This window comes from Flavobacterium sp. Root935, assembly GCF_001429295.1.
Classification (GTDB): domain Bacteria; phylum Bacteroidota; class Bacteroidia; order Flavobacteriales; family Flavobacteriaceae; genus Flavobacterium.
Genome location: NZ_LMJL01000012.1, coordinates 744746 through 768942 on the forward strand (window position 1 = coordinate 744746; position 24197 = coordinate 768942).

The window sequence follows — 24197 nt, forward strand, 5'->3', positions numbered from 1 at the left end:
ATTGATTTACATTCCCTGCGCTTGAATAGCCGTAATTACAACTGTATTGATAATATCATCTACCGTACAGCCACGGCTCAAGTCATTTACAGGTTTATTTAAACCTTGTAACATTGGACCAATTGCTAAAGCTCCGGTTTCTCTTTGAACAGCTTTATAAGTATTATTTCCTGTATTTAAATCTGGGAAAATAAGCACACTTGCCTGCCCTGCTACTTCTGAGTCTGGCATTTTGCTTTTCCCAACACTTAAATCAACTGCTGCGTCATATTGAATTGGTCCTTCAATTTTTAAATCAGGGCGTTTTTGTTTTACAATTTCAGTTGCAGTTCTTACTTTTTCTACTTCATCTCCTTTTCCTGAAGATCCAGAAGAATACGAAAGCATTGCAATTTTTGGTTCAATTCCGAAAGCGGCACTTGATTCTGCTGATGAAATCGCTATTTCTGCCAATTGTTCTGCTGTTGGATTCGGATTAATGGCACAATCTCCAAACACCGAAACTCGGTCTTCTAAGCACATAAAAAACACAGAAGAAACTACAGATGAATTTGGTTTAGTTTTAATGAATTGAAGTGCTGGAAGTATAGTATGCTGTGTTGTGTGAGCCGCACCAGAAACCATTCCGTCTGCGTGGCCTTTATACACCATCATCGTTCCGAAATATGAAACATCTTCCATTAAATCCCTTGCCATTGTGATACTTACATTTTTAGCTTTTCTAAGCTCGTAATAGGTATTAGCGTAATCTTCGTAAAATTCAGATTCTATAGGATTGATAATGTTTACTTTTGAAAAATCCAGAGAAATACCAAGTTCTGTTACCTTACTTTCAATTTGTTTTTTATCACCAATAATCGAAATATCAACCACATCCATATCTAGTAATCTTGATGCTGCAGTAATAATTCTATCATCATTTCCTTCTGGCAGTACAATATGTTTTCGATGCTGCTTGGCTCTTTTAACCATGTTGTATTGAAACATTTTTGGCGTCATGCCTTCTGCTTCAAAAGTGATTAATCTTTCTGATAAAGCCTCGTTATCAACGTATTTCTCGAAGGTTGTAATTGAAGTTTCAATTTTATGCGTGTTATTGGCATAAATTTCAGATTTAATCGAACCTATTTTATTGGTAATATGATAAGTACCTCCATCGACAGCAATGATCGGAACAATTGCCGAAAGTCCTTCAATAAGCTTTAAAATACTTTCTTCCGGAACAATATTTCCAGTTAGAATAATTCCTGATATCGTTGGATAATTAGCCGATTCATTTGCTTGTAAAGCGCCTAAAATAATATCCGAACGATCTCCAGGAGTAATCACCAGAGCATTATCATTAAGATGAACCAAATAATTATGAAGCTGCATGGCACCAACGCTAAAATGGCCAATTTCATTATTAAGATAATTTTCTCCAAACAAAACTTTAGCATGCAATTCGTTTACAATTTCCTGCATTGTCGGATTGTTCAAGCTTGAAATTAAAGGAATTGTATTTACGAGAACATTCGAGGGTAAACTCTTCTGCAGACTTTTGGTAACCAATTCTATATTTTCAGGCTGTACTTTATTAGCAAATACTGATAAAACCTCAACCTCTTTTATTTTAAAGGAATCATAAACCAAATACAAACTATCAACCAGTTCTTCTAAAGTCTTTCCAACTCCTGAGCCAATAATTATTGTTGGAATTCCGAGATTTTTCGCAATTAAAACATTCAAATCTAATTCGATAGAAGTTCCTTCTCCGGTAAAGCTTGTTCCTTCAACTAAAACAAAATCAAATCGTTCTTCCAGCTTTTTGTATTTTTCGATTATTAAATCTAATACCTCTCCTATTTTTCCTTTATTCTTCTTTTTGATGAGTTTGCTTTTCGTGATGGCAAATGCATCTTCAAACTGAATATCGAGGTTAAAATACGACAAAACAGTTTCGATATGATTATCTACTTCTCCATCAACAAAATCTTCGATTATAGGTCTAAAATAACCTACTTTAGCTGTCTTCCCAATCAAAATACTCATTAAACCGAGCGTAATGATCGATTTACCACTATTCTGATCACTTGTCGCTATATATATTGCTTTACTCATGATTTATTTATATTTATTCTAAATAACAAATTTAATACAATTCAAATTGTTTTAGCCCTAACAAACGTTAAAACCAGCGTCTTTTTTTGAAATAGAAAATTAAGGCTATTACCAGTAAAAACATGACTCCCATAACTACGAAGTAACCATTTTGAGTTTTAAGTTCTGGCATGTTTTCAAAGTTCATTCCATACACTCCCACAATGAAAGTGAGCGGAATAAATATGGCCGAAATAATAGTCAGAGTTTTCATAATTTCGTTCATTTTTCGGCTTTGTTCCGAGAAATAAAAATTAGAAGCACTTTCTAATGCGCTCATATCAGATTCAATTTGTTCTAAAAGCTCTAAACTTTTTTGGTGAAGCCTGATAAAGAAATTAAACGTTTCTTTCTGAATAAGGCCGTTATTTTCATCATCATCTTTAATTGTTTTAAGATAATACAAAGAATCTCGAAGCGGTACAATTGACCGCTTTAAAAAATTAAAGTTATCTCTATGATTTTCGATTTTTTCCAGAATAACCGGATCGGCGCCTTTTTTGGTTAGATTGATTAATTCCTCAATTTTTTCTTCTTCATCTTCAATTGTAATGTAAAAGTTTTCCATTACGGCATCTAAAAGCAAATACAAAAGATAATCTACTTTTTTAGTTCTAACGATTCCCGCATGTGTGCGAAGGCGTTCGCGGATATGCGTAAAGAAATCACTCCTTTTTTCTTGAAAAGAAATCAGAATTCCATCTTTTAGAATAAAACTAATTTGTTCGACACTTAGATTATCTGAATATTCAGAAGGCAGAAGCGACTTTATATTAAAAAATAAAACATTCTGCTGTTCTTCTAACTTGGTTCTTTTAGTAGTGTTTAAAATATCAGCAAGAAGAAAATCATCGATTTTGAAATGTGCTCCAATCGTTTTAATGAGATTAATATCATTTAATCCGTGAACATTGAGCCAGTTATTTTTGGTATAATCAAAACAAGAGTTCAAAGCCTGAACGGTAAATTTATCATATTCTACAACATCAATATCATCATAAACAAAAAGTTGCATTTCGGTTTCATGCTCTTTATGCGATCCTGTATACTCTAATGTAATATGCTGCAGCTTGCGGCCTTTCTTGTATTTAATCTTTCTCATTCAAAAAAATTTACAATAGTAATATTACGAAAAAGAATTCGAAGAAGAAATGACATTTGTCATTTTATAGAAGACCTTGTAAATAAGACATACTGCAGTACGAATCTATTTTAAAACTATAGATTTTTATTTAAAAACAAACTGATAGATTTTATTTACAATCAACTATTTATTTGATTGATTCCAAAATCTTAAAGGGTAAGTCCAGTCGTTAGAATAAAAATGAGAAGATAATTTATCTCTAAAATCAGGTAGAAATATTTTATATATAGAATAATTTTTAACTTTTAATCTATTAGAATATGATAATGCTTCAAGTACTGTTTGCAAATAGTATTTATTACCTTTATAGTACTCTTTTAATATGGTTATTAATCCAGTTAAATTTATTGTTTTTTCATTATCATTAACTCTTTTAATAAAATCATCTATCCAATCTTCATTTTTTATAATTTGATTCTGATAAGGCAAATTTATCACTAAGTCAGCATACAGATATTCAAGATTGTATCTATCAACCGAACCACCACGAAAGATTTTTAGAAACAACTGCCAAACTATCTTCTTTTTTGTTAGTTGTGTTGATTTCCATTCCAAAGTACTTAACTTTTCTTTAGTTGCATTTGCTAAATAATGGAATGACGAGTACTCAGAGATTGAGCAGTAATTACTTTGCATTGCTCCAGCAATAAAATTTTCATTTAATTGATCCTTTTCTATTTTTTTTAACGAATCATAAATTTCATTTATAACTTGATTTTTGTTAAGGTTTTCTTCAGTGGTTCTGTCGCAACTGCCATGTAAATCCGCAAGAAATCAGAAACCCGAAAATTATGCAGCCAATTTACAAAATGATTTGAACATACTTGTTCCTGGGTTAAGCATTTGATTTTTTCTCAACATGTGTACAACTTCAATTCCTGCCAGGGTTCTTTTGGCAGACGCAAAACTTTTAAAACCTAAGCCGATTTGTATCCGCCACTTTATGAAGCGATGGTCTTGTTCAACTATATTGTTGAGATATTTACATTGACGAATCTTTATATTCGAAAATGATCGTTTGTTATAAACCCGTATTGCACTGGTGTTAGAGCCGCTTTTGTCTATATTTATTACCGTTGGCCTGCAGTTATTTCTTATCGCTTTTATTAAAAATGACTGCGCACTCATTCGCTGTCTTCTTCTGGTCAAAAGAAAATCCACCGTATTACCCCATTTATCAACAGCTCGATATAAGTAACACCAGACACCTTTTACTTTTATATAGGTTTCATCCATTCGCCAGCTGGCTCCTACACTCTTCTTTCTCTTCTTGAGTTCCGAGTCAAGCAGAGGTGAAAATTTAAATACCCAACGTTGAATCGTCGCATGATCAACTACTATTCCACGCATTTTCATTATTTCCTCAACATCCCGGTAACTCAATGTAAATCGCAATTTGAAATAAACAGCCTGCAGAATAATGGCTTTGGGAAAACAATGACCTTTCGTATTCATAAAATATATTTCGAAGATCTAAAGATAATAGTTATTAAACAGATGCGACAGAACCAAAAATTATAATAAATCCCCAACAGTACATCCAAACCAAATTTACAAAGCCAATGGAAGACAGACAACTACATATAATAAGCCAACTTCTTCAAATCATCTAAAAAAATGTTGAAATTTGTCCCGTCGAGGTCACAAACAAGCCAAATGGCGCCAATTGAAGATAATTGGCGCCATTTTTTTATAATCTCACTTATTTTTATTAGTCTAAAGAGCCAGGCTCCTTAGCAGCCTAGCCCCGATAGCAGTGGAAATCCTTTTGTGCCGGTGTTCGGCACAAAAGATTGCAACGAATAGCGGGAAAAAGCTCCCAAAGAAATATCAAACATAAAAAAACCAGTGATCAGCATCGTAAATTGTAGGCAATAGTGCACGTACCTGGGGATGATCTGATCGCTATTTTGTAAATGCAAACCATTATACACAGCAAAATTACGACAAGGATGACCGTAACTCTCAAAACCCCAGCACAGACACAAAAAGCACAGGTCCAAACAGCAGCCCTTATGACTCGGAGAACCTTAATAAGGAATCCCAAAGCGACCCAAAGACATAACCGAAAAGGACATTGAAAAAGACCATATGGAAAATGCCCCTTCAAAGAGGCTTAAAAGTGATACCCAAAAGAGCGATGAGGCTGAAAGCGCAACCTTTGAGACCATAGAACCCGAAAAGGACAATCGCGTAAATAGGGAATTCGAAATAGAATAGCTTGACCGTGAGGAGCTAAAAAAATTTCATCCATTCTCCAACTCGTGTTCCCACCCTGCCTTTTCTCTTCTTCATTTCTAACTCGATGAAAAGCGTAAATTTATAAACCCACCTTTGAATTGTAGCATGATCCACAAGCACTTCTCTAATTTTCATTATTTCCCTCAATATCACGATAACTAAGTGTAAATCTTAATTTGAAATACACTGCCTGCAGAATGGTATATTTTGGATAACAATGACTTTTAGTATTCATTTTTTATTAGTTTTGAAAAACCAAAAATAAAACTTAGTCATAAATGCGACAGAACCAAAATCCAGCTCTTTAAAGTTTCCTTGATCCTCTTTATAATTACGAACCTTGTCTTTAAATTTTAAACTGCATGAAAATTAAATCTAAAATATTCAATACTGATAATTCAAAAACTACCATACTGATCAGGCTCATGACAGGAGCCGTATTTCTCTCTGAAGGCATGCAGAAATTTCTATTCCCTGAAACCTTAGGTGCCGGCCGGTTTGCGAAAATTGGACTGCCCGCTCCTGAGTTTTTAGCGAATTTTACAGGATGCTTTGAAATTATCTGCGGCATTCTGGTTTTACTAGGTCTATTTGTAAGGGCTGCCAGTATTCCGTTAATCATCATTATGATTTCTGCCATTGCCGCAACAAAAACGGAAATTTTAATAGATAAAGGCTTCTGGAAAATGCTTCACGAGAGCAGAACCGACTGGGCCATGCTTTTAGGCAGTATTTTTCTTTTAATAAAAGGCTCAGGCTCATGGGCATTTGACAAAAGATGGTTTAATAATGGATAACAAAACTCCTTTAAAAGAGATTGCAAAACTTTTTCTCAAGCTTGGAGTAATTGGTTTTGGCGGTCCTGCAGCTCATATCGCCATGATGCAGGAAGAAGTAGTTGAAAAAAGAAAATGGCTCACACAGCAGCACTTTCTGGACTTAATCGGCGCAACAAATTTAATACCCGGCCCAAACAGCACCGAAATGGCAATTCATATCGGACATGAAAAAGCAGGCTGGAAAGGCCTGATTACTGCGGGAATCTGCTTTATTTTTCCCGCGGTAATCATTACAGGATTTTTCGCCTGGCTGTATAAAGAATACGGTCAGATTCCAGAAGTTAAACCTTTTATATACGGCATAAAGCCCGCTATTATTGCCGTTATATTGTCTGCGGTTTTTCCACTGGGAAAAAAATCCATAAAAACAATCCAGCTGGGAATTATCGCGGCTGCAGTTTTGCTTCTTTCACTGCTGAATTTCAATGAAATATTTTTGATGTTTGGTGCCGGAGTACTGGCCGTGCTGCTTTATTATTTCAAGCTCGAGAAGAATAATAACCTTCATTCCATTATTCCTCTGGCGCTTTTTCAAATTTCGGATCATCGTTTCTTCTCGGCATTAAACTGGAATTTATTCTTGATTTTCTTAAAAATTGGTGCAATTTTGTATGGAAGCGGTTATGTGCTTTTCGCATTTCTCGATGCTGAATTAGTTACGACGGGGCTTTTGTCCAGAACACAATTAATTGATGCGATAGCTGTCGGTCAGTTTACACCCGGTCCGGTTTTCTCAGCAGTAACTTTTATCGGCTGCCAGATTAATGGTTTTTCAGGAGCTTTATTTTCAACCATTGCCATTTTCTTACCCTCTTTTGTTTTTGTGGCATTACTAAACCCGCTGGTAAAAAAAATGCGGCATTCTCAATTGTTTTCTGCATTCTTAGATGCTGTAAATGCGGCATCCATAGCCATTATAATTTCCATTTGTCTGGAAATGGGAAGCGAAATTATTGCCGGCTGGCGCACTGTCTTAATTGCTTTATTAAGCATTGCCATACTATTTAAATACAAGAAAATCAACAGCGCTTTTATAGTTTTAGCTGGTTCTATAACGGGATATCTGCTGACTTTTGTCTAAATTTTGAAAATTAAAATAAGCAGGATAAATGATATAAACTCTACACCTGAGTAAGGTCCTGGTTTACTGTCATATTCTGCTATTAAAATAATGACATAAGAGTTTTTACTTATCACAATTATAAAATTACTAAATACTATTACTTGGCACTCACAGGACACTACTACCACTGTATGAAAGACTTTAAGATAATTACTTTAAGGCTTTATTTTGTAATTTCAATGCTTCTTCCTATGCCCTGGAAACCAGTAATAATAGGAGTTACAGCACCAAAGCGCTATGGCAGGTTTTATCTTAATTCATGTTTTCTAATTTTTGGATTATAATTTTGAATTTAATAATCCATTTACATTCATCTTATACAGTTTCCCAATAGGAATTGTAAAATCGCTGATTTTGATTCTGTTTCCTTCCAAACTTTTAATATGTTTAATGGCAACAGCAAAGGATTTATGCACCTGAATAAAATCATTTTTGGGCAATTGTTCTAAAAACACAGAGATTTTTTCACGAATTGTAATGGTTTCAATCGTGGTTATAACTTTGGTGTAATTCCCTGTTGCTTCAATATAAAGTATGTTTTCAAGCTCTACTTGAAAGTGTTTTTTATTGCTCTGAACAAATATTCGGTTTGAAATAATACTATTTTCGGACGGTATAACCTTTTGATTAACTGAACTAAACGCTTTATTGATGGCTTTTAAAAAACGTTCAAAACCAAAAGGTTTAAGCAAATAATCCGAAATAGTATATTCGTATCCTTCCAATGCAAATTCTTGATAAGCGGTTGTAACGATTACTTTTGGCAAATTTTGCAGCGTTTTTAAAAAATCAAACCCTTTCAAAACGGGCATATTCAAATCCAAAAAAATCAAATCCACTTCATTGGTGTTCAGAAATTCAAAGGCTTCCAAAGCATCGTAACAGTTTTTTCTTAGTTGCATATTGGGAACTAAATCGCAATAGCCTTTAATGATGTCGTGAGCGATAGGCTCATCGTCAATTATTAAATATCTAATCATAATTGTTTCAAAATTAGTCGGGCCTGATAGACACTTTCTGTTGTAGAAAAAGTCAAATCATGTTGGTTTGGATAAATTAATTCTAACCTTCTTTTTAGATTTTTCAAACCAATTCCAGATTGGTTATCCATTTTTTCGTAGTTGTTTTCAATTGCAAAACTTATTTCGTTTTGTGAAGTGGTCAAATTCATTTTAATATAAGCATTCTGCCTCAAATTTTCAACTCCGTGTTTGAATGCATTTTCCAAAAGTATGATAAACAACAGTGGCACTACTTTTCGTTTTTCATCTACATCACAATTAAAATCGACTGTAATATGTTTATGGTAACGCATTTTGTGCAGTTCGATATAGTTTTTTAAAAAATCAATTTCTTCCTGAATTTTAACTATTTCCTTTTCTCCCTCATAAATACTATAACGCATCATATCCGAAAGTTTCAGTATTAATTCTTGTGCTTTTCGCGAATCTTTGGCAACCAAACCATATAAATTATTAAGCATATTGAAAAAGAAATGCGGACTAACCTGGCTCTTCAAGAGCATCAATTCGGCTTTTGTTTTTTCGCTTTTCAGTTTAGTGATAAAAATAATCTGTCTGATGAGCCAAACAACCCCTAGGCATACAAGCAAAACATAGTAACAAATTACAATTAGGGCAGCTTTTGGATGGTAATTGCCTAAAAATACAACGGATTTGTTTTCCGTAAAAATCACTTCATAAACAGTAATCATTATAGGAATAACTCCTATTATCAGAAGAGCAATTACAACCCATTTTAAATTTCGTTTCACAGCAATCATTTTGCAATATTACAATTATAAACAGCCCTCTGCAATAATGTTGGCAAACAACAGTCAATGCGTTTTGAAATGATGTAAATGAGTGATGAAAGCAGTTTGAGTATTCACAAACACTTTTTTATCGAGCGGATTAAGACGTTTGTCACAATTATTTTAATCGTAAAGCATGCATTTCTATGTTTACCAAAATTAATCGAAAAACAATGAAAAAAAAAATTATCAGATATGTAAAACATATCAGTATCACATTTGTAATATTAGCCGCTATGGCTATTTCATTCGGACTTTATCACGGAGCAAGTTTTCGTTATGCAGAAAATCCCGAAATGATGAATTGGGATAAAGACGGCCCTTATGTTTTTAATAAAAATGACAGCACTGCTACTATCAGATACATTAGAGGAAATCAGGATGACGGGTTTTATTTAGACCAAAAAGATTATCCCTTGAATTCAAAAATCCCCGCTTATTGTTATTTCCCATTAGATGCAACACGTTTTGAATTTACAATAAATAACAAAATTATGATTCCGAAAAACACCTATAATGACAATTCTAAAATTTTAGCCATTTCCGATATTGAAAGCGGTTTTAAAACCTTTCGGGATTTTTTGATTGCCAATAAAGTAATTAATAAAAAGCTAAATTGGACATTTGCAAATGGACATCTTGTTTTGCTAGGGGATTTTGTGGACAGGGATTTTTCTACCACTCAAGTACTTTGGTTTATTTACAAATTAGAACAGGAAGCAAAAGAGAAAGGCGGAACAGTTCATTTTATTTTAGGGAACCACGAATTAAAGAATATGCAGGGAAATTTTGAATCTACTTCCCCGAAATATTATCACGTTGCTTCGATCCTAAAAAAACAGCAAACCGAATTGTATGGCACAAATTCTTTTCTTGGCAGATGGATGTCAAGCAAAAACACAATCGAAAAAATTAATGGTATTCTTTTTACACACGGAGGGATACATCCTGATTTGGCTGATTATAAAATAAATCTGGAAGAGGTAAATCAAATAATTCGCAGTAATTATTACAAACCTTACTATCCTAATCCACAAAAAAATATAGAACAATTACTGATTTCTTCGCACAAAGGCATCGCTTGGTACCGAGGTTATTTCAAAGACGATCTGACTCAGGAAGATGTAGAGCGAGGACTATATAAATTCGACGCAAATTCAATCGTTGTTGGTCATACTCTTCAATCAAAAATTAATACACAATTCAACGGGAAAGTGATAGGAATTGATGTTAAACATCCCAAAGATTATTATAAAAGTATTCCCAACCAAAAATCAGAAGGTTTGTTAATTGAAAATAACCAATATTATAGAGTTTTACACAATGGAGAAAAAAAGGAAATGTAGAGTGAGCCTCTTTATATTAAACCTTAAAAAAGCCTTTTTAATACTGTTTATCAAGCAAATAGAATAAATACAAGAAATTTAAATTTATAAAACCCTCACATTTTAGATACTTATATAAAAAACAAAAAATAAACATATGAAAAATAAAATAGGACTACTGATAACAATACTCTTACCGAGGTAAGGAACTATGCGAATTGGTGTTGGAGCGGCACTGCTTGCACAAATATTGGAAATCGTGAATACTCAAGAACTAACTGAAGCAACATTAGAAGTAAAACAATTTATGGATATTCGGACTGACAAACAAATAATTTCATTCAGTCTAACAGGATACTTTGCTTATATTTTAGTGATGGGTTTATTGCTTGCAGTTGGAGCTGTTGGCACAATTCTTAGCAAGATTTGGGGGTTGTTTTGTTATGGGTATATCTGGCAGACCGCACCGCACTTTTTATAAATTTTTAGGAAATAAATCCAAAGTTAATTGTACTTGGATTACAAATATTTTTACTCTTAGCTTTGATTTATCTTAGACAAGCCAGACATTAATTTGATTTTATGAGATTCGTATAACATTTCCTTGAAAATCATTTGAGAAATCAAATATTTTTTTCACCAATCCCAAACGGGACATCCAAACCAAATTCCTTAAGCAAATGAAAGTCAGGTACTACCAATACAAAGCCAATCTCTTCAACTCTTCAATAAAATTTATAGAAATTTGTCGTGTTTCTTTCACAAAAGCCAAAAGGCGCCAATTGAAAAAAATTGGTGCCTTATTTTCGTTTACAGTATTATAGAAGGTAACTTTGAATCATTTTTTCTTTTTTTAAATCGCTCTAATACAATATATAACTGCAAAGAATTATATATTGTTATACAAAAAGATAAATTTTAAGTTTTTCATTCGAAAACTTAACAGGAATCGACAAAGAATATATCCGAAATTAAGTTTTTAATTCTCTTAAATTGTTTTAACTGCTGTTCAAAAGCTGATAATACTATCCTATTTACAATTGTTTATTATCTCATCATCCGTTTCCATTTTTTTATTATTACCTTTTACTTAACTGATGCAAAAAACTGGTTTATTCCTGTTATATAAATCTTAGAATCTTAACTACTCAATAGTTACTAAACCACCTAAGCCAGCCCTATTGCCAGTATTTGTTTCAATCAGCACGCTTAACTCTCTTTGGCCTTTTCCATCAGGAAATTGTACAATAAAATCAGTTTCAGCTTCGTCTTTTTTTACTGCCAATAGTTTCCTATCCAGCCAGATTTCGGCTTTTCCTTTGAGGTCTTTAAAAACAATCTTACCTCCATTATCCTGCTGCGCCTGATAAGGCCTAAAACTGTTTCTGTAAACCGCAAAATTGCCATCAACAAAAACTCGCAGCTGACCCGCAGTAACAGACTGCCAGCTGTTCATATCATTACCGGCAATCTCTTTGTTCGGATCTGGTTTCAAGGCACTTGTTGGTGACAAAAGCCATTTATCTAAAACCATATAGGGTTTTATAACTCCAACTGAAGGAATATCTGCAACAGCTTGCACTTCTAAAGAAAGTACAGCTGATTTTAACCCAAGAGAATTTGCTTTTAAAATTAATTTTCCACTTCCACCTTCTTTACTCTGAAGAATAACTTGCGCCAGACCATTAAACAGACTTCTTTTATTCCCTTTTTCCATTTCATGAGAATTAGGATCGCCATTTCCAAGTCCAATGATTTCGCCTGAACCCTGAACCTCAAACTCAATTGGCAAATCTGCTGTCTGTACCGCCCTTCCCTTGCTGTCCAAAACTTCAACTGTTACTGGAACAGCATCCCAGCCATCACCTTTTATCTTATTTCGGTCTGGTGTTAATCTTATCTGTGCTGGTTTACCTGTTGTTTCAACGGTAAAATTTGAAACTTTTTTTCCGTTGCGATAACCAACAGCTTCTAATTTTCCTGCTTCATAGGGAACTTCCCAACTGTTCATCTCATACTGATCAACTTTTTGTTCGCTTAACACTTTTCCGTTCAAAATCAATTTAACTTTTTCGGCATTGCTAATCGCCATTACTTTTACAGGAGTTCCTGCTTTTTCCCAGTTCCAATGCGGCACTAGCTGCAATATTGGTTTGTCTTTAATCCATTGCGCCTGATGAATATAAAAAGCCGTTTTCGGGAATCCGCACAAATCCATGATTCCAAAATTTGAACCAGCCGTCGGCCAGTCAAAAGGTGATGGTTCTCCATGATAGTCGAATCCTGTCCAGATAAAACATCCTAATAAATACGGACGTTCTGCAATAGTTTTCCAAGTTTCTCGATGTGTAGCACCCCAGCTTGCTCGTTGCGTATCATAAGCATCCAAAATATGTTTTGTCAAATCTGTGGTATAATTTCCGCGAATCATATATGCAGAAGCATCCTCAGAACTGGTCAATATCATTTCTGGGTGTTCTTTGTGGAATCGGTCATAATTATCCATTTGATAATTAAAACCAACCACATCAACTGCCTGCGAAACATTTATTGGTTCAAAAAGTCCTCCGTTTGCAGCAGCGGTAACAGGCCTTGTTGTGTCCAGCTTTTTGACTTCTGCACTCATTCTTTTGACCATTTTATAGCCAATTTCAGTTCCCTGCATGGGTTCTTCATTAAAAACCGACCATAAAATAATACTCGGATGGTTTCTGTCTCTGCGTACCATCCAGGTAAGCTGGCTCATATATTCGGGCGAAGAATTGAAATTTCTGTTTTCATCCATAACCAGAATACCCAATCTGTCACAGGCATCCAAAAACTCTTTTGACGGCGGATTATGGGCACAACGGTAAGCATTTGCTCCCATTTCTTTAAGTTTTTTGATTCGAAAATCCCAAAGCGAATTTGGCACCGCCACCCCGACTCCGGCATGATCCTGATGATTGCAGACTCCTTTTAATTTCAATGGTTTGTCATTGAGATAAAAACCAGAATCAGCTGTAAAACGAATAGTTCTGAATCCGCAGGCTGTGGTTAAAGTATCTGTTATCTGCCCGTTTTCTTTAACAACAATTTTGACTTTATATAATATTGGGTGCTCAACTGACCATAATTCCGGATTGTTTACTTTTAGCGATAAATTTGCAACTGTTTTATCAGTCGGAGAAGCTTTAACTGCTATTTCAGCAGCAGTAATTTCATTTCCTTTTGAGTCTACAAGAGTTGAAGAAATTGCGACATCTTTACTAAGATATTCGCTATTCTGAAGCGTAACTTCAACTGGAATTTCCCATTCAGAGGTACTCTTTTTAACCGGATTGGCAAATACTCCATCAGTAATAATATGCAGAGGAGAACTCTTTACCAGCCAGGTATGGCGGTAAATACCAGCACCTTCGTACCACCAGCCTTCCTGATCAACGGCATCTACTCGTATTGAAATAACATTGAGATCATCTCCATATTTGGCCATATCAGTCATATCGATGTAAAAAGAAGTATAGCCTGACCAGTTTCTGTGCACCACATTTCCGTTTAACCAAACGGTACAGTGCGTAGAAATACCATCAAATTGAAGTTCCAGATTTTTTCCTCTGTCTTTCGGATCGATTTTAAAGGTACGTCTGTACCAGCCAATGCCGCGTTTGCGATATCCCTGCGCAAGATTGGCAGTAGAATCAATTTTTCCTTCAATCGCCCAGTCGTGAGGCAGGTTTAGTATTAGCCAGTTGGTATCATCATAATCCGTTGCCGCCGCACCGCCTGCTTTTCCAGCTTTTGCATTAAAATAACTTTCCAAATGCCCTTTCACTTCCGGAAACGGAATATCTCCCAAATGAAATCTCCAGCCTTTATCCAAAGAAAGTTTTTCACGATAATTTGAAAGAGAATTCGACTGTGCAAAACTTGTTAAGCTTAGCAAAGAAAAAACGAAGGTTATAATGAGTTTCATATTCTTAATTTTAAAATGATGAAATTTGTAAATTGAAGGCTTATTTTAGCTCAAATAAAGCTGCTAAAACATCACGCGAATTACCACCTACATAAACTTTGAATTTTCCTTTTTCCAGGATTGAATTTCCATTTTGATCGAAAAAAGAAAGATCATTGGGAGTAATTTTGAATTCGACAGTCGTTTTTTCTCCTGTTTTCAAAAGCAGTTTTTTAAAAGCTTTCAGTTCCTTTACCGGGCGCACTATTGAAGCCGTTACATCCTGAATATAAAGCTGTACTACTTCTTCTCCGTCATATTTACCTGAGTTTTGAAGATCTACAGAAACTGATAATGAACCTTTTTCATCCATAACTGGAGCAGACGTTTTTAAATTACTGTAGTTAAAAGTCGTATAACTCAAACCGTAACCAAATGGATAAAAAGGTTCGTTTGGAATGTCATGAAATCTGGAATAAAAATCAGTTGGTTTTTCTTTGGCATTAGGTTCACCAGCGGGACGCCCGGTATTGAAATGATTGTAATAAACCGGAATCTGCCCCAAAGAATAAGGAAAACTCATTACCGTTTTTGCCGATGGATTGTATTTTCCTGATAAAACTTCTGCAACTGCGTTTCCGGTTTCTGTTCCTAAAACCCAGCATTGTACCAGTGCATCGCTCAAACCTTGAACTTCATTTAAAATCATGGGTCTTCCAGAAGAAACGAGCGTAATAATTGGTTTCCCCGTCTTTTTTAAAGCTTTTAAAAGTTCTACTTGACCTTGGGCAATAGCAATATCAGCCAATGATTTATCTTCACCCGATAAATTACCTGTAATTCCGATATTTATAATTACAACTTCTGCATTTTCTGCATTTTTTACGGCCTGATTTATTAATTCGGGAGAAGTCGAATTATCCTGTTTATAGCCATCGACAAAAGTTATATTTGAAAACTGTTTTTTTAAACCCTCATGGATAGTTAAGCAGTCATGGGCATCAGCACTGGCTTTCCACATATCGACCATATCTGGTTTGCTATTGGCATAAAAACCAATCAAAGCAATCTTCTGATTTGGATTTTTAAGCGGTAAAACTTCGTTATTGTTTTTTAGAAGCAGAATGCTTTTTTTAGCTGCTTCTCTGGCAACCTTTCTGTTTTCTGCATTAAAAACATTTTCTTTCTCACGTTTTTCATCCAAAAACTTATAAGGATTTTCAAATAATCCCAGTTTGAATTTATAATACAAAATCGCTCCAACAGCTTTGTCCACTTCTGCTTCAGTTAATTTTCCTTCCTTAACTAATTCAGGCAAAAAAGCAATGGCCGTTCTGCTCTCCATATCCATCATGCTTCCTGCTTTCAGTGCTTTGTAAACCGCATCTTTTTTGTCTTCTGCATAGCCGTGGGCAATCATTTCTGCGAAAGCATTCCAGTCGCTTACCACAAATCCTTTAAAACCTAATCTGTTTTGCAGAATATCGGTAAGCAGAAAAGAATTTCCGCTGGCTGGCACGCCATCAAAAACATTGAAAGAAGTCATTACCGTTGCTGCGCCAGATTTTATAGCGGCTGTGTAAGGCGGCAGGTATTTATTGTAAAAAGCAACTCTGGAAACATCTACATTATTATATTCCCTTCCCGCTTCTACGGCTCCATAAACGGCAAAATGCTTCACGCAGGCCAAAATATCAAAGACACCATCCAGATTTCCCTGAAAGCCTTTTACCCTTGCCGCTGCAATTACAGAGCCATAATATGGGTCTTCTCCTGCGCCTTCCATTACACGTCCCCATCTCGGATCATTTGAAACATCGCACATTGGTGCAAAAGCCCAGTTTAAGCCAGATGCAGCAGATTCTTTTGCAGCGATTCTGGAATTCTGAAATACCTGTTCCATATCCCAGCTGCAGGCTTCTGCAAGCGGAATTGGAAATAATGTTCTATAACCATGAATAACATCAAAACCAAACAATAGCGGAATTTTTAAACGGCTTTGTTCTACTGCAATTTGTTGTACTTTTTTGATTTTTACAACACCAAGCGTATTTAGAAACGAACCAATTTTTCCCTGTCTGACAAGATCCAATTTTTTCTGCTCTCCATCAACCTTATTATCAGGTCCTGTAAACATTCCGTAATTTATTTGGTTGAGCTGCCCGGCTTTTTCTTCTAAAGTCATTCTGCCCAATAAATCTTTTACGCGTGTTTCTATTGGCGCATTTTTATCCAGGTAAACTGCTTTTTTAGTTTGCGAAAAGGCAATAGAAGTTGTGGATAACATTAGCACAGTGGCTAATGTTATCCTTTTATGAATTTTAAACATAATTTTTGAAATTAGTAATCCATAAAAAATATCAGAAGTAATTTCTTTTACGAATTATATTAAAATGCGGTTTTAGTTTTATTGTTCTACCCAAAATTCAACGGCAAGATCTGGAACAATTGGATTTAAAGTTTTAGGTGATAATATACCAACTGAGATATCTCTTTGATAAGGCGTATAGCGATATCCTTTGAATTTTTTATCAGATTTAGTTTCAATATTAAATTGAAAAGGTTTTCCAGAACGGTTAGTCAGAACAATAACCTGTTTTCCCTTTGGAGTTTTGTAAGCCATTATTCTGTTATCTTTTAAAATTGTAATTTCATCAACGGCAAATCGTTTAGAATCCCAAGGCATATACTTTAGAAAACCTGCAATGGCATTAAAATTCTTTTGAAAATAATCCCAATGCCCTTTTTGAACGTTTGAAAAATGACTGAAATTATCATCAGTCTCCGGGCGCCAGACACCTAACGCAAAACTCTCTGCTTCTTCGTTAGTAGTTGGTTTCAGCGCATGTAGCCAAAACCATGTCGGCGAATTGGCAAATGTCATCCAGTTCATAATTGTCTGGGCGGTATTGACGAAATTTCCGTCGCTTACCCCATCGTTTTTGGTATAATTAAAATACTCAAACTCGTTGGTAAAAATATATTTTCCGTCTGTATTGCCGCTGTATTTTGTCGTTTCATCAATCAAAATATTAGAGTTTGAACCAATACGATGCAAAACCCAGGCATCAACATATTTTAAGGCTTCAGGATCTTTTTTGATTTCCTGCGCGATAAGCCCCAATTGTCCGTCCCAGGAGTCCGTCATGATAATAGCTTCCGGAAAAGCTTTTTTAATTTTTGGTGCAACGGCTTTAAACGCTTTATAATACACCTCAGCATCAAAATAATCTGTAGTAGAGAATGATTGGTTAGCCATTTTATCATTCGGATCAAACGGTTTTGCAGACGGAGCAACATATCCTTTCGGCTTAACATGCTGTCCAGCTTCATTCTGCAGACCCCACATTTTTACTTTTAGTCCGTTTTTATCTAAAAAATTCGCATCATCAACTAATGCATTTCCAAAATCATCTAAAAAATCAGGTTTAGTACTTTTTAATGTTCCTCCTATAAAAGAACTATTTGATTTCCAATATGGTGCAAGCGACCAGTATTCTAACGAAATACCTTCCATTCCTGAACCTTTCATCAATTCTTTCAAATCATTTAGCTGATTTGGATATCTTTCCTGAAAACGCTTGCCCTCTTTATCCAAACCTCTGAAATACAGTCCCATCGCCAGTCTGCAATAGCGAAATCCTTTCAGCATATCTCTATAAAGCCTTTTTCTCTCAGACTTTACCAGATTATTCGGAATTGCGATAACCTCATCTGGAAGTCCAATGTTTCCCGAACCGATAGCATCGTTCTGGATTTCAATTCCCAAACCCCAAATGGTCTGTTCGGGTTTGTCCAGACGAATTTTGTAATTGCCCTGATCCGGCTGCTGCGCCAATAAATGAGAACCTGCAGCCAAAAGGGTAATCAAAAGTGTTTTTTGTATGATAGTATGTTTATTCATAACATCTTATTTCATAGATCTGTGCCGAAGGATCTCCATTTGTCGCATTTACCTGCACTCTAAGCTGAGCCGTTTCAATGCCTTCGAAACTGTATTTTACTTGTCTTTGGAAATTTTCTTTTACAGTTAAAACAGTTTCCCATTTACTATCTTTAAAAGCTAAAATTTCAAAGTCTTTCGGACATTGCGGATCCTGATAAAATGGTCCGTATGCGTGATATTCTCTCAGCAGATGTCCTGGAAAAGTCAGTTCTACTTCTTTAATATTTTTTGTATTTTCCCAAGTTAATTGTAAATACTGAGATAACGGCAAATTAGGATCTGATTTCCATAAATTTGTAAAACGATGTGGTCTAGTAACCCCGCTGATTACATTTTGAGGCCCAAAGCAAGGCTGTGGCGGATTCACTTTGAAACTTAACGTTTGCCCATTTCCAAATCTTCTCATTTTCTCAGCACTGATCTGATACATTGCCATGTGTCCTGATTCAATTTTTCCTGCGCATAGCCATTGCAATTCTGGATTTGGTAAAATATCCAGACGGACAAATTCGCCAGCTGGAGCATTATCTAAATTAACAGGCCATTCTACCCAATGTAATCCAGGTTCTATGGACAATTCCGCTTTCGCTAAAATTTCGCCTTTATTTACGCTGTAATCCCAGATATGCTCTGACTTTTTTAGTTCGACAGAAAACTGCTGTGCTTTATCTGAATTATTTCGAAGGCAAACTTCAATTTTATTTATTTGTTTTGAACCAACAGCGATCAACTGGCCTTTTCTGTATTCCAATTTTTCAATCTCATACTGCGGCTGATCTTCCCAAATTTTGAGGCCTTCATGAGAGCCTTTGCTTTCTGGGCCTGCACCAAACAATAAAGCTTCACTGCTAGCCGTTATTTTCGCTTTAAGCGCAATATCTTTTTCATCTTTATTGGCATAATTCGGAAGAAAACATCCGTCACGTAATAACTGCTGCTGAATTTCCTCAATAATTTTAACAGGCGCTTCCGTTATCGGCAGATTTTTCTGTTTGGCAATAGCCACTGCTGTTCCTGCCGCCTGTCCCATAAGCGCCGTGGTATTCATAACCCTTACCGTTCCAAGAGCGGCGTGCGTAACACTTACATTTCTTCCTGCCATCATTAGATTGTCCATATCTTTAGCAATCAAACTTCTCAGCGGAATTCCATAAGGTCCTGCATAGCTTTTTACGGCATATTCTGAAAACGTAGAATAGTTCTCATTACTTGCGGGTTCACTGTTTGCAGCTAATAAACCTCCGGGAGTATGAAGATCGATAAACCAGCCTCCAAAAGCGATTTCATCATCAAAAACGGTACAGTTCTGCGGATCATGTTCAGTCATAAGATACTGCCCCATAATGCGGCGGCTTTCTCTTTTTCCCGGAACCTGACCTACCCAGTCCAAAGCGTATTCTTTAACAATTTCCTTCATTTTAGGATCTTTGTTTTTCATCCAATCCCAAACTCCAAGCGCGTGACGTGTCAATTCGTGTCTAATGGTTTCATTGTCTGTAATGGTGTTGTACGGAACTCCAATTTCAATCCACCAATAACCTCCTTTTTTTTGTTTTGGAGGTCTTCCCTGCTTGTAAAAGAAACTGGCATCTTCATAATGCATTGCCCAGTCTGGCGCTTTATAACTGCATTCTTTTCCGATATATTTTGTTTTGAAATGAATGGAACTTCCCATTACATCTTTGCTTGCTGTTTCTGGTGCGTGAGGTTCGTTAAATTCGCTTTTAGCTTCGCTTCCCAAACGGAATTCACAGCCTGCTAAATCAGCAACGATTCCGTCTCCTGATGCATCTATAAAAGTATCTGCTTCAAATAAAATATCAGTTTCTGTGTTTTGCACTCTGCCTTTTACACTTTTAATAGTACGACCTTCTTTTTCTACTTCAAACACATCAGTATTTACTTTGATCGTAAGATTTGGCGTTGATTGTGCGAGATTGTATAAAGTTAAATCCCAAATGCTGTTTGTCCAGCCATTTTCGAAAATTTCTTCGTGATTTGCTGCACGCTCGGCTATCAATAACTCTGAAATAATTCCTGTTTCTCTTGCGTAAGCATGAAATGCACAAGCTCCATGAGGGGTAACACGTATCTCGGATGAACTGTTTCCGCCAAAAACGGGACGATTCTGAATGATACAGGTTTTAGTGCCTAAACGTGCTGCCGCAACAGCCGCACAAAAACCAGCCAAACCGCCTCCAACAACTACCAGTTCATATTTTTCTTTTAAAGTCTGCATTTAAATTGATTTTATAAGTAGATTTTTTTTGTTTTTAAATTTTAAGCTCAACAGTATGACAGCACTTAAAATAAGTAATACTGCGGCAAATATTCCGATAAGGATTTGAGAATGACCTGTAGAAAATGCCATAAGGGCAAACATAATTAATGCTAAAACACCAATGCTGTATCCTAATAACTGAGCAGGAAAAATGGCGATTTGGAAATCGCTTTCTGAACTTGGTACTTCCTCCTTAACAGTTAATTTTTCTTGAATTTGTTCAAATCCAATATCCATCGTCTTAGAACCAAACTCCATAATTGCCAGGACGATTAAAGGAACAAAAATTCCAACCCCTACTTCAAACAGCTGGCTGTTGGCATGGTAAAGATTCATAATGAAATTATTTGATTTTATGAAAATAGCCCCTTTCAACACAATTGAAACAACTACGGTAATTCCGGTTGACCACCATATCGAACTTTGTTTTATTTTTCCGAAATACAAACCCCAAAGCATTGGAAGCACCATAGCCACTACCAGTAAACCGGTAATAGTGAGGATAATCTGCTCTGCCCCTCCGAAATAAGGAATGCATACGGCAATTGCCATTATTAGAAGTCCTATTAGAAGAGAACTTATCCTTCCTATAAATACAACTTGTTTTTCGCTGGCATCAGGCGCAATGATATCTTTATAAACACTGTTTGTAATCGCTGCTGCATAAACATTTATTTCTCCGTCGATGTAACTGGCAGCTGATGAAAACATCGCGGCAACCAGTAATCCCATAAGGCCCGGAGGCAGTACCCAGGCGCAGGCCATGATATAAGCCTGCTCCGGGGCTGCATCAGGATGTGCAACACGATAGATGATTGGGGGAAGCATCCATACAATTGGACTTATGATATACAGCCATCCAAACAAATTTGAAGATTTACGGGCATTTTTAGGACTGCTCACCGCTAAAAACCGCTGAACAAAAACCCACTCCCCGCCTAATTTAAACGTATGAACAATAACCCAGCCGATTAGAAACAGCCATGTGAAATTTCCTGATACGGGAGAAAGAAAATCTTTTGGCAATTGATCAATCACACTGGAAACACCGCCTGCTTTCTGAATGCTTAATGGCACAACAAACAAAACAGTCATCGTCAGTACCACAAACTGCACGGCATCGATAATCAAAACGGCCCATAAACCACCGCTGACGGCGTACATCAGCATCAGAAAACCTGATATGATAATGGTATAGGTAACCGATAGTTTATGCGTCTGGGGATCTGCCAGCCAATTATCCGGAGATAACGGTATGAGGGAGGCAACCACAACGGCGAAAGAATAGAGGGCAACCCCCATAGCAATGATTTTAAAAAGCATGCCGATCCACGTATAAAACTGCACTGCCCCCTGCCCGAAACGAATGGCAACATATTCCCCAACTGTACTGATATTAAGCGATGCCCATTTTTCGGCAAAAAACTTTCCAACCAAAAAAGAAGCAATTCCCGAGCACATCAATATGCTTACTGCAACAAATCCCTGTTTGTAAGCGATTCCGCCCCAGACCACAAATGTACCGGCAGAAAATGCGCTCATAAAGGCCGATAAGCCCGAAAGCCACCACGGAGATTGTTTTCTAACCGCAAACATATCCTCAGATGTTTTATTGCGTTTTGAAAGGATGCCGCCGATAAGCAAGATACCGGCAGCGTAAATAATAAGTATGATATAATCTATTAATTCCATTTAAAGTAAATTATAATTTTAATCTAATTTAGTAATTTGGATTTTGTGTCAAATTAGGATTAACAGTTCTTTCAATTGCAGGAATTGGCCATAAATATTGTCTGCCAGCATCAAATTTTCTGGTGGTGAAATTTTTAGCCGCTCCTGTGGCAATGTATGGGGTATAATCCGGGATGCCATCTGCATCAATTACAGGTGCACCGGCAAATGGGAATTTAGCTTTATGGATAGCATTGCCAGGAACCGGATCAGGAATACCTACACCAGGCTTGTTTAATGCTTTCTCTGCAATTTTCCATCGGATAAGGTCCATATATCTTAATCCTTCAAATGCAAATTCAACTCTTCGTTCACGGCGTATAATAGTGCGCAATTCTGTCTGATTGGTTGTAGTTACAGCAGGATATAATGTAGTCTGCCCTACCGTTTTTCCATAAGCTCTTGCTCTGACAGTATTTAGGTAAAGCAATGTAGTGGCGTCAATAGTATTCATTTCAATGTCAGCCTCGGCATAAGTCAAAAACATTTCTGCGTAACGGATAATTTTCAAATCATTGTCTTCTAATTTCCTGTCAGCCCAAGACTGATCAATACCTTTTTTCCATAAAAAACCTGAAAAACTGGCATTGACAGCATTTGCACGATTATCGTTATTAGTTACCATTGCATTATCACTTATTCTTCTTACTTTTAAAGAATCTGGATGAGGCTGGTAAATATAACCAAGCCATATAGAACTAAAAGGAACAATGGTCTGCGCTAAACGCGGATCCCTGTTTGCAAATGGTTTTTGGGGATTATAAAGCGGCGATTTATCCACAGGCAGACCATCTATACATTCGTAAGAATCCACTAATTCCCAAGTTGGGAATTTAGCAGCAAATCCACCAGCATTTCGAGCGATATGGTCTGGGGCAGTAAAACCATCGGAAACAACCCCATTGGCCTGGTCCCTTACTACGGTTAAAATATTTTCTTTGCATTGTTCTCCCGGCTTTAAAAACAAATCACGATAACTTGGATACAGCGTATATACATTTAAATCTATAACAGCTTTAGCCGCTGCTTTGGCAATGTCATATTTTCCCATATATAAAGCTGTTCTTGCTTTAACGGCCAGCGCAGTACCGCTTGTAAAACGCTGTATCGCACTAGCATTGTAAGAGGCAGGCAGGTTTGCAGCTGCAAAATCTAGATCTTCAAAAATAAATTGCAAAACAAGATTTTTATCAGTTCTGGTAAAAGAATACGATTCAGCTAAGGTGATCGGTGTTTTAATTAACGGCACATCACCAAAATGTGTAATTAACCTTGAATATTGATAGGCCCTGGCTAATTTAGCCTGCGCTTCAAAAGAGGCTAAGGCTGCTGCTGAGGTATTTCCGGCAGCTCTGTTTAAACTGGCAATGATTGTGTTGGCTCTTGTGATTATTTTATAGGCATCTGTCCATAATTTTTGAGCATCGGGATCACCGCTGTTCATGGTACCGTTAATTACAGCATTTGGATTGGCTCTATATAAATAATTATCGCTGTACTCTTCCTTATCATTCTGGATAAAGGAGAACCGGTACAAATCATTCACAGCAATCGTAAGCTCAGTTTCGTTGGAATAAAAGTTACCACTCGATGGATCTGATAATGGATTATAATCTAATTCCTGACAGCTGGTAAAGAACACCAGACATAATGCAGTTAAATATATTGAAATTTTCATGAT

General features: G+C 36.2%; 16 protein-coding genes. 4 read left to right on the top strand and 12 right to left on the bottom strand.

The window, feature by feature from the left end; all coding sequences use genetic code 11:
• Nucleotides 1-6: 6 nt before the first annotated feature.
• The 4 genes from pta to ASE40_RS17995 all read right to left on the bottom strand — a co-directional run bounded on the left by pta (nt 7) and on the right by ASE40_RS17995 (nt 4738).
• Nucleotides 7-2100: a phosphate acetyltransferase gene (gene pta / locus ASE40_RS17980; protein WP_057118507.1), complete on the bottom strand. Its 2094-nt coding sequence runs from the start codon at nt 2098-2100 to the stop codon at nt 7-9.
• A 67-nt stretch (nt 2101-2167) separates the two neighbouring features.
• Complete coding sequence (gene corA / locus ASE40_RS17985; RefSeq protein ID WP_057118508.1) at nt 2168-3241, bottom strand: magnesium/cobalt transporter CorA; 1074 nt, start codon at nt 3239-3241, stop codon at nt 2168-2170.
• Between the two features lie 165 nt (nt 3242-3406).
• Nucleotides 3407-3838: a hypothetical protein gene (locus ASE40_RS17990; RefSeq protein WP_128414990.1), complete on the bottom strand. Its 432-nt coding sequence runs from the start codon at nt 3836-3838 to the stop codon at nt 3407-3409.
• A gap of 234 nt (nt 3839-4072) precedes the next feature.
• Nucleotides 4073-4738 carry an IS6 family transposase gene (locus ASE40_RS17995; protein ID WP_057118510.1) on the bottom strand — a complete coding sequence of 222 codons (666 nt, stop codon included), beginning with the start codon at nt 4736-4738 and terminating at the stop codon, nt 4073-4075.
• A 1148-nt stretch (nt 4739-5886) separates the two neighbouring features.
• On the opposite strand from ASE40_RS17995, the gene ASE40_RS18000 reads away from it, so the two are divergent.
• Both ASE40_RS18000 and chrA read left to right on the top strand, forming a co-directional pair.
• Nucleotides 5887-6321, top strand: a complete 435-nt coding sequence (locus tag ASE40_RS18000; protein ID WP_241774392.1) for a DoxX family protein — start codon at nt 5887-5889, stop codon at nt 6319-6321.
• Nucleotides 6314-7444, top strand: a complete 1131-nt coding sequence (gene chrA / locus ASE40_RS18005) for a chromate efflux transporter (protein WP_057118511.1) — start codon at nt 6314-6316, stop codon at nt 7442-7444. The genes ASE40_RS18000 and chrA overlap by 8 nt, the downstream gene beginning before the upstream one ends.
• A gap of 320 nt (nt 7445-7764) precedes the next feature.
• On the opposite strand, the gene ASE40_RS18010 is transcribed toward chrA, so the two are convergent.
• Together ASE40_RS18010 and ASE40_RS18015 are read right to left on the bottom strand one after the other, a co-directional pair.
• A complete protein-coding gene (locus tag ASE40_RS18010; protein WP_057118512.1) occupies nt 7765-8466 on the bottom strand; it encodes a LytR/AlgR family response regulator transcription factor in 702 nt (233 codons plus the stop codon).
• A complete protein-coding gene (locus ASE40_RS18015) occupies nt 8463-9269 on the bottom strand; it encodes a sensor histidine kinase (RefSeq protein WP_057118513.1) in 807 nt (268 codons plus the stop codon). The genes ASE40_RS18010 and ASE40_RS18015 overlap by 4 nt, the downstream gene beginning before the upstream one ends.
• A 203-nt stretch (nt 9270-9472) precedes the next feature.
• Between ASE40_RS18015 and ASE40_RS18020 the strand changes: the two genes are divergently transcribed.
• Entirely contained in the window at nt 9473-10645 is a 1173-nt protein-coding gene (locus ASE40_RS18020) for a metallophosphoesterase (RefSeq protein ID WP_057119842.1), read from the top strand.
• A 238-nt stretch (nt 10646-10883) separates the two neighbouring features.
• A complete protein-coding gene (locus tag ASE40_RS18025) occupies nt 10884-11105 on the top strand; it encodes a hypothetical protein (protein ID WP_128414991.1) in 222 nt (73 codons plus the stop codon).
• 663 nt (nt 11106-11768) lie between these two features.
• On the opposite strand, the gene galA is transcribed toward ASE40_RS18025, so the two are convergent.
• The 6 genes from galA to ASE40_RS18055 all read right to left on the bottom strand — a co-directional run bounded on the left by galA (nt 11769) and on the right by ASE40_RS18055 (nt 24194).
• Complete coding sequence (gene galA / locus ASE40_RS18030; protein ID WP_057118515.1) at nt 11769-14579, bottom strand: beta-galactosidase GalA; 2811 nt, start codon at nt 14577-14579, stop codon at nt 11769-11771.
• A gap of 40 nt (nt 14580-14619) precedes the next feature.
• Nucleotides 14620-16887: a beta-glucosidase BglX gene (gene bglX / locus ASE40_RS18035; RefSeq protein WP_082586829.1), complete on the bottom strand. Its 2268-nt coding sequence runs from the start codon at nt 16885-16887 to the stop codon at nt 14620-14622.
• A gap of 78 nt (nt 16888-16965) precedes the next feature.
• Complete coding sequence (locus ASE40_RS18040; protein WP_057118517.1) at nt 16966-18462, bottom strand: glycoside hydrolase family 30 beta sandwich domain-containing protein; 1497 nt, start codon at nt 18460-18462, stop codon at nt 16966-16968.
• The gene (locus tag ASE40_RS18045; protein WP_057118518.1) at nt 18455-20743 is read right to left on the bottom strand and encodes an FAD-dependent oxidoreductase; all 2289 of its coding nucleotides are present in this window, start codon (nt 20741-20743) and stop codon (nt 18455-18457) included. The genes ASE40_RS18040 and ASE40_RS18045 overlap by 8 nt, the downstream gene beginning before the upstream one ends.
• Nucleotides 20744-22477, bottom strand: coding sequence for a sodium:solute symporter family transporter (locus ASE40_RS18050; RefSeq protein ID WP_057118519.1), 1734 nt, complete (start codon nt 22475-22477; stop codon nt 20744-20746).
• Nucleotides 22478-22505: 28 nt separating this feature from the next.
• Entirely contained in the window at nt 22506-24194 is a 1689-nt protein-coding gene (locus ASE40_RS18055; RefSeq protein ID WP_057118520.1) for a RagB/SusD family nutrient uptake outer membrane protein, read from the bottom strand.
• Nucleotides 24195-24197 lie beyond the last annotated feature (3 nt).

Coding starts and splice junctions, on each gene's coding strand:
- ASE40_RS17995 (WP_057118510.1), bottom strand. CDS start 4,738: ATGAATACGAAAGGTCATTGTTTTCCCAAAGCCATTATTCTGCAGGCT.
- ASE40_RS18020 (WP_057119842.1), top strand. CDS start 9,473: ATGAAAAAAAAAATTATCAGATATGTAAAACATATCAGTATCACATTT.
- ASE40_RS18050 (WP_057118519.1), bottom strand. CDS start 22,477: ATGGAATTAATAGATTATATCATACTTATTATTTACGCTGCCGGTATC.
- ASE40_RS18000 (WP_241774392.1), top strand. CDS start 5,887: ATGAAAATTAAATCTAAAATATTCAATACTGATAATTCAAAAACTACC.
- corA (WP_057118508.1), bottom strand. CDS start 3,241: ATGAGAAAGATTAAATACAAGAAAGGCCGCAAGCTGCAGCATATTACA.
- ASE40_RS18055 (WP_057118520.1), bottom strand. CDS start 24,194: ATGAAAATTTCAATATATTTAACTGCATTATGTCTGGTGTTCTTTACC.
- pta (WP_057118507.1), bottom strand. CDS start 2,100: ATGAGTAAAGCAATATATATAGCGACAAGTGATCAGAATAGTGGTAAA.
- chrA (WP_057118511.1), top strand. CDS start 6,314: ATGGATAACAAAACTCCTTTAAAAGAGATTGCAAAACTTTTTCTCAAG.
- galA (WP_057118515.1), bottom strand. CDS start 14,579: ATGAAACTCATTATAACCTTCGTTTTTTCTTTGCTAAGCTTAACAAGT.
- ASE40_RS18015 (WP_057118513.1), bottom strand. CDS start 9,269: ATGATTGCTGTGAAACGAAATTTAAAATGGGTTGTAATTGCTCTTCTG.
- ASE40_RS18010 (WP_057118512.1), bottom strand. CDS start 8,466: ATGATTAGATATTTAATAATTGACGATGAGCCTATCGCTCACGACATC.
- bglX (WP_082586829.1), bottom strand. CDS start 16,887: ATGTTTAAAATTCATAAAAGGATAACATTAGCCACTGTGCTAATGTTA.
- ASE40_RS18040 (WP_057118517.1), bottom strand. CDS start 18,462: ATGAATAAACATACTATCATACAAAAAACACTTTTGATTACCCTTTTG.
- ASE40_RS18045 (WP_057118518.1), bottom strand. CDS start 20,743: ATGCAGACTTTAAAAGAAAAATATGAACTGGTAGTTGTTGGAGGCGGT.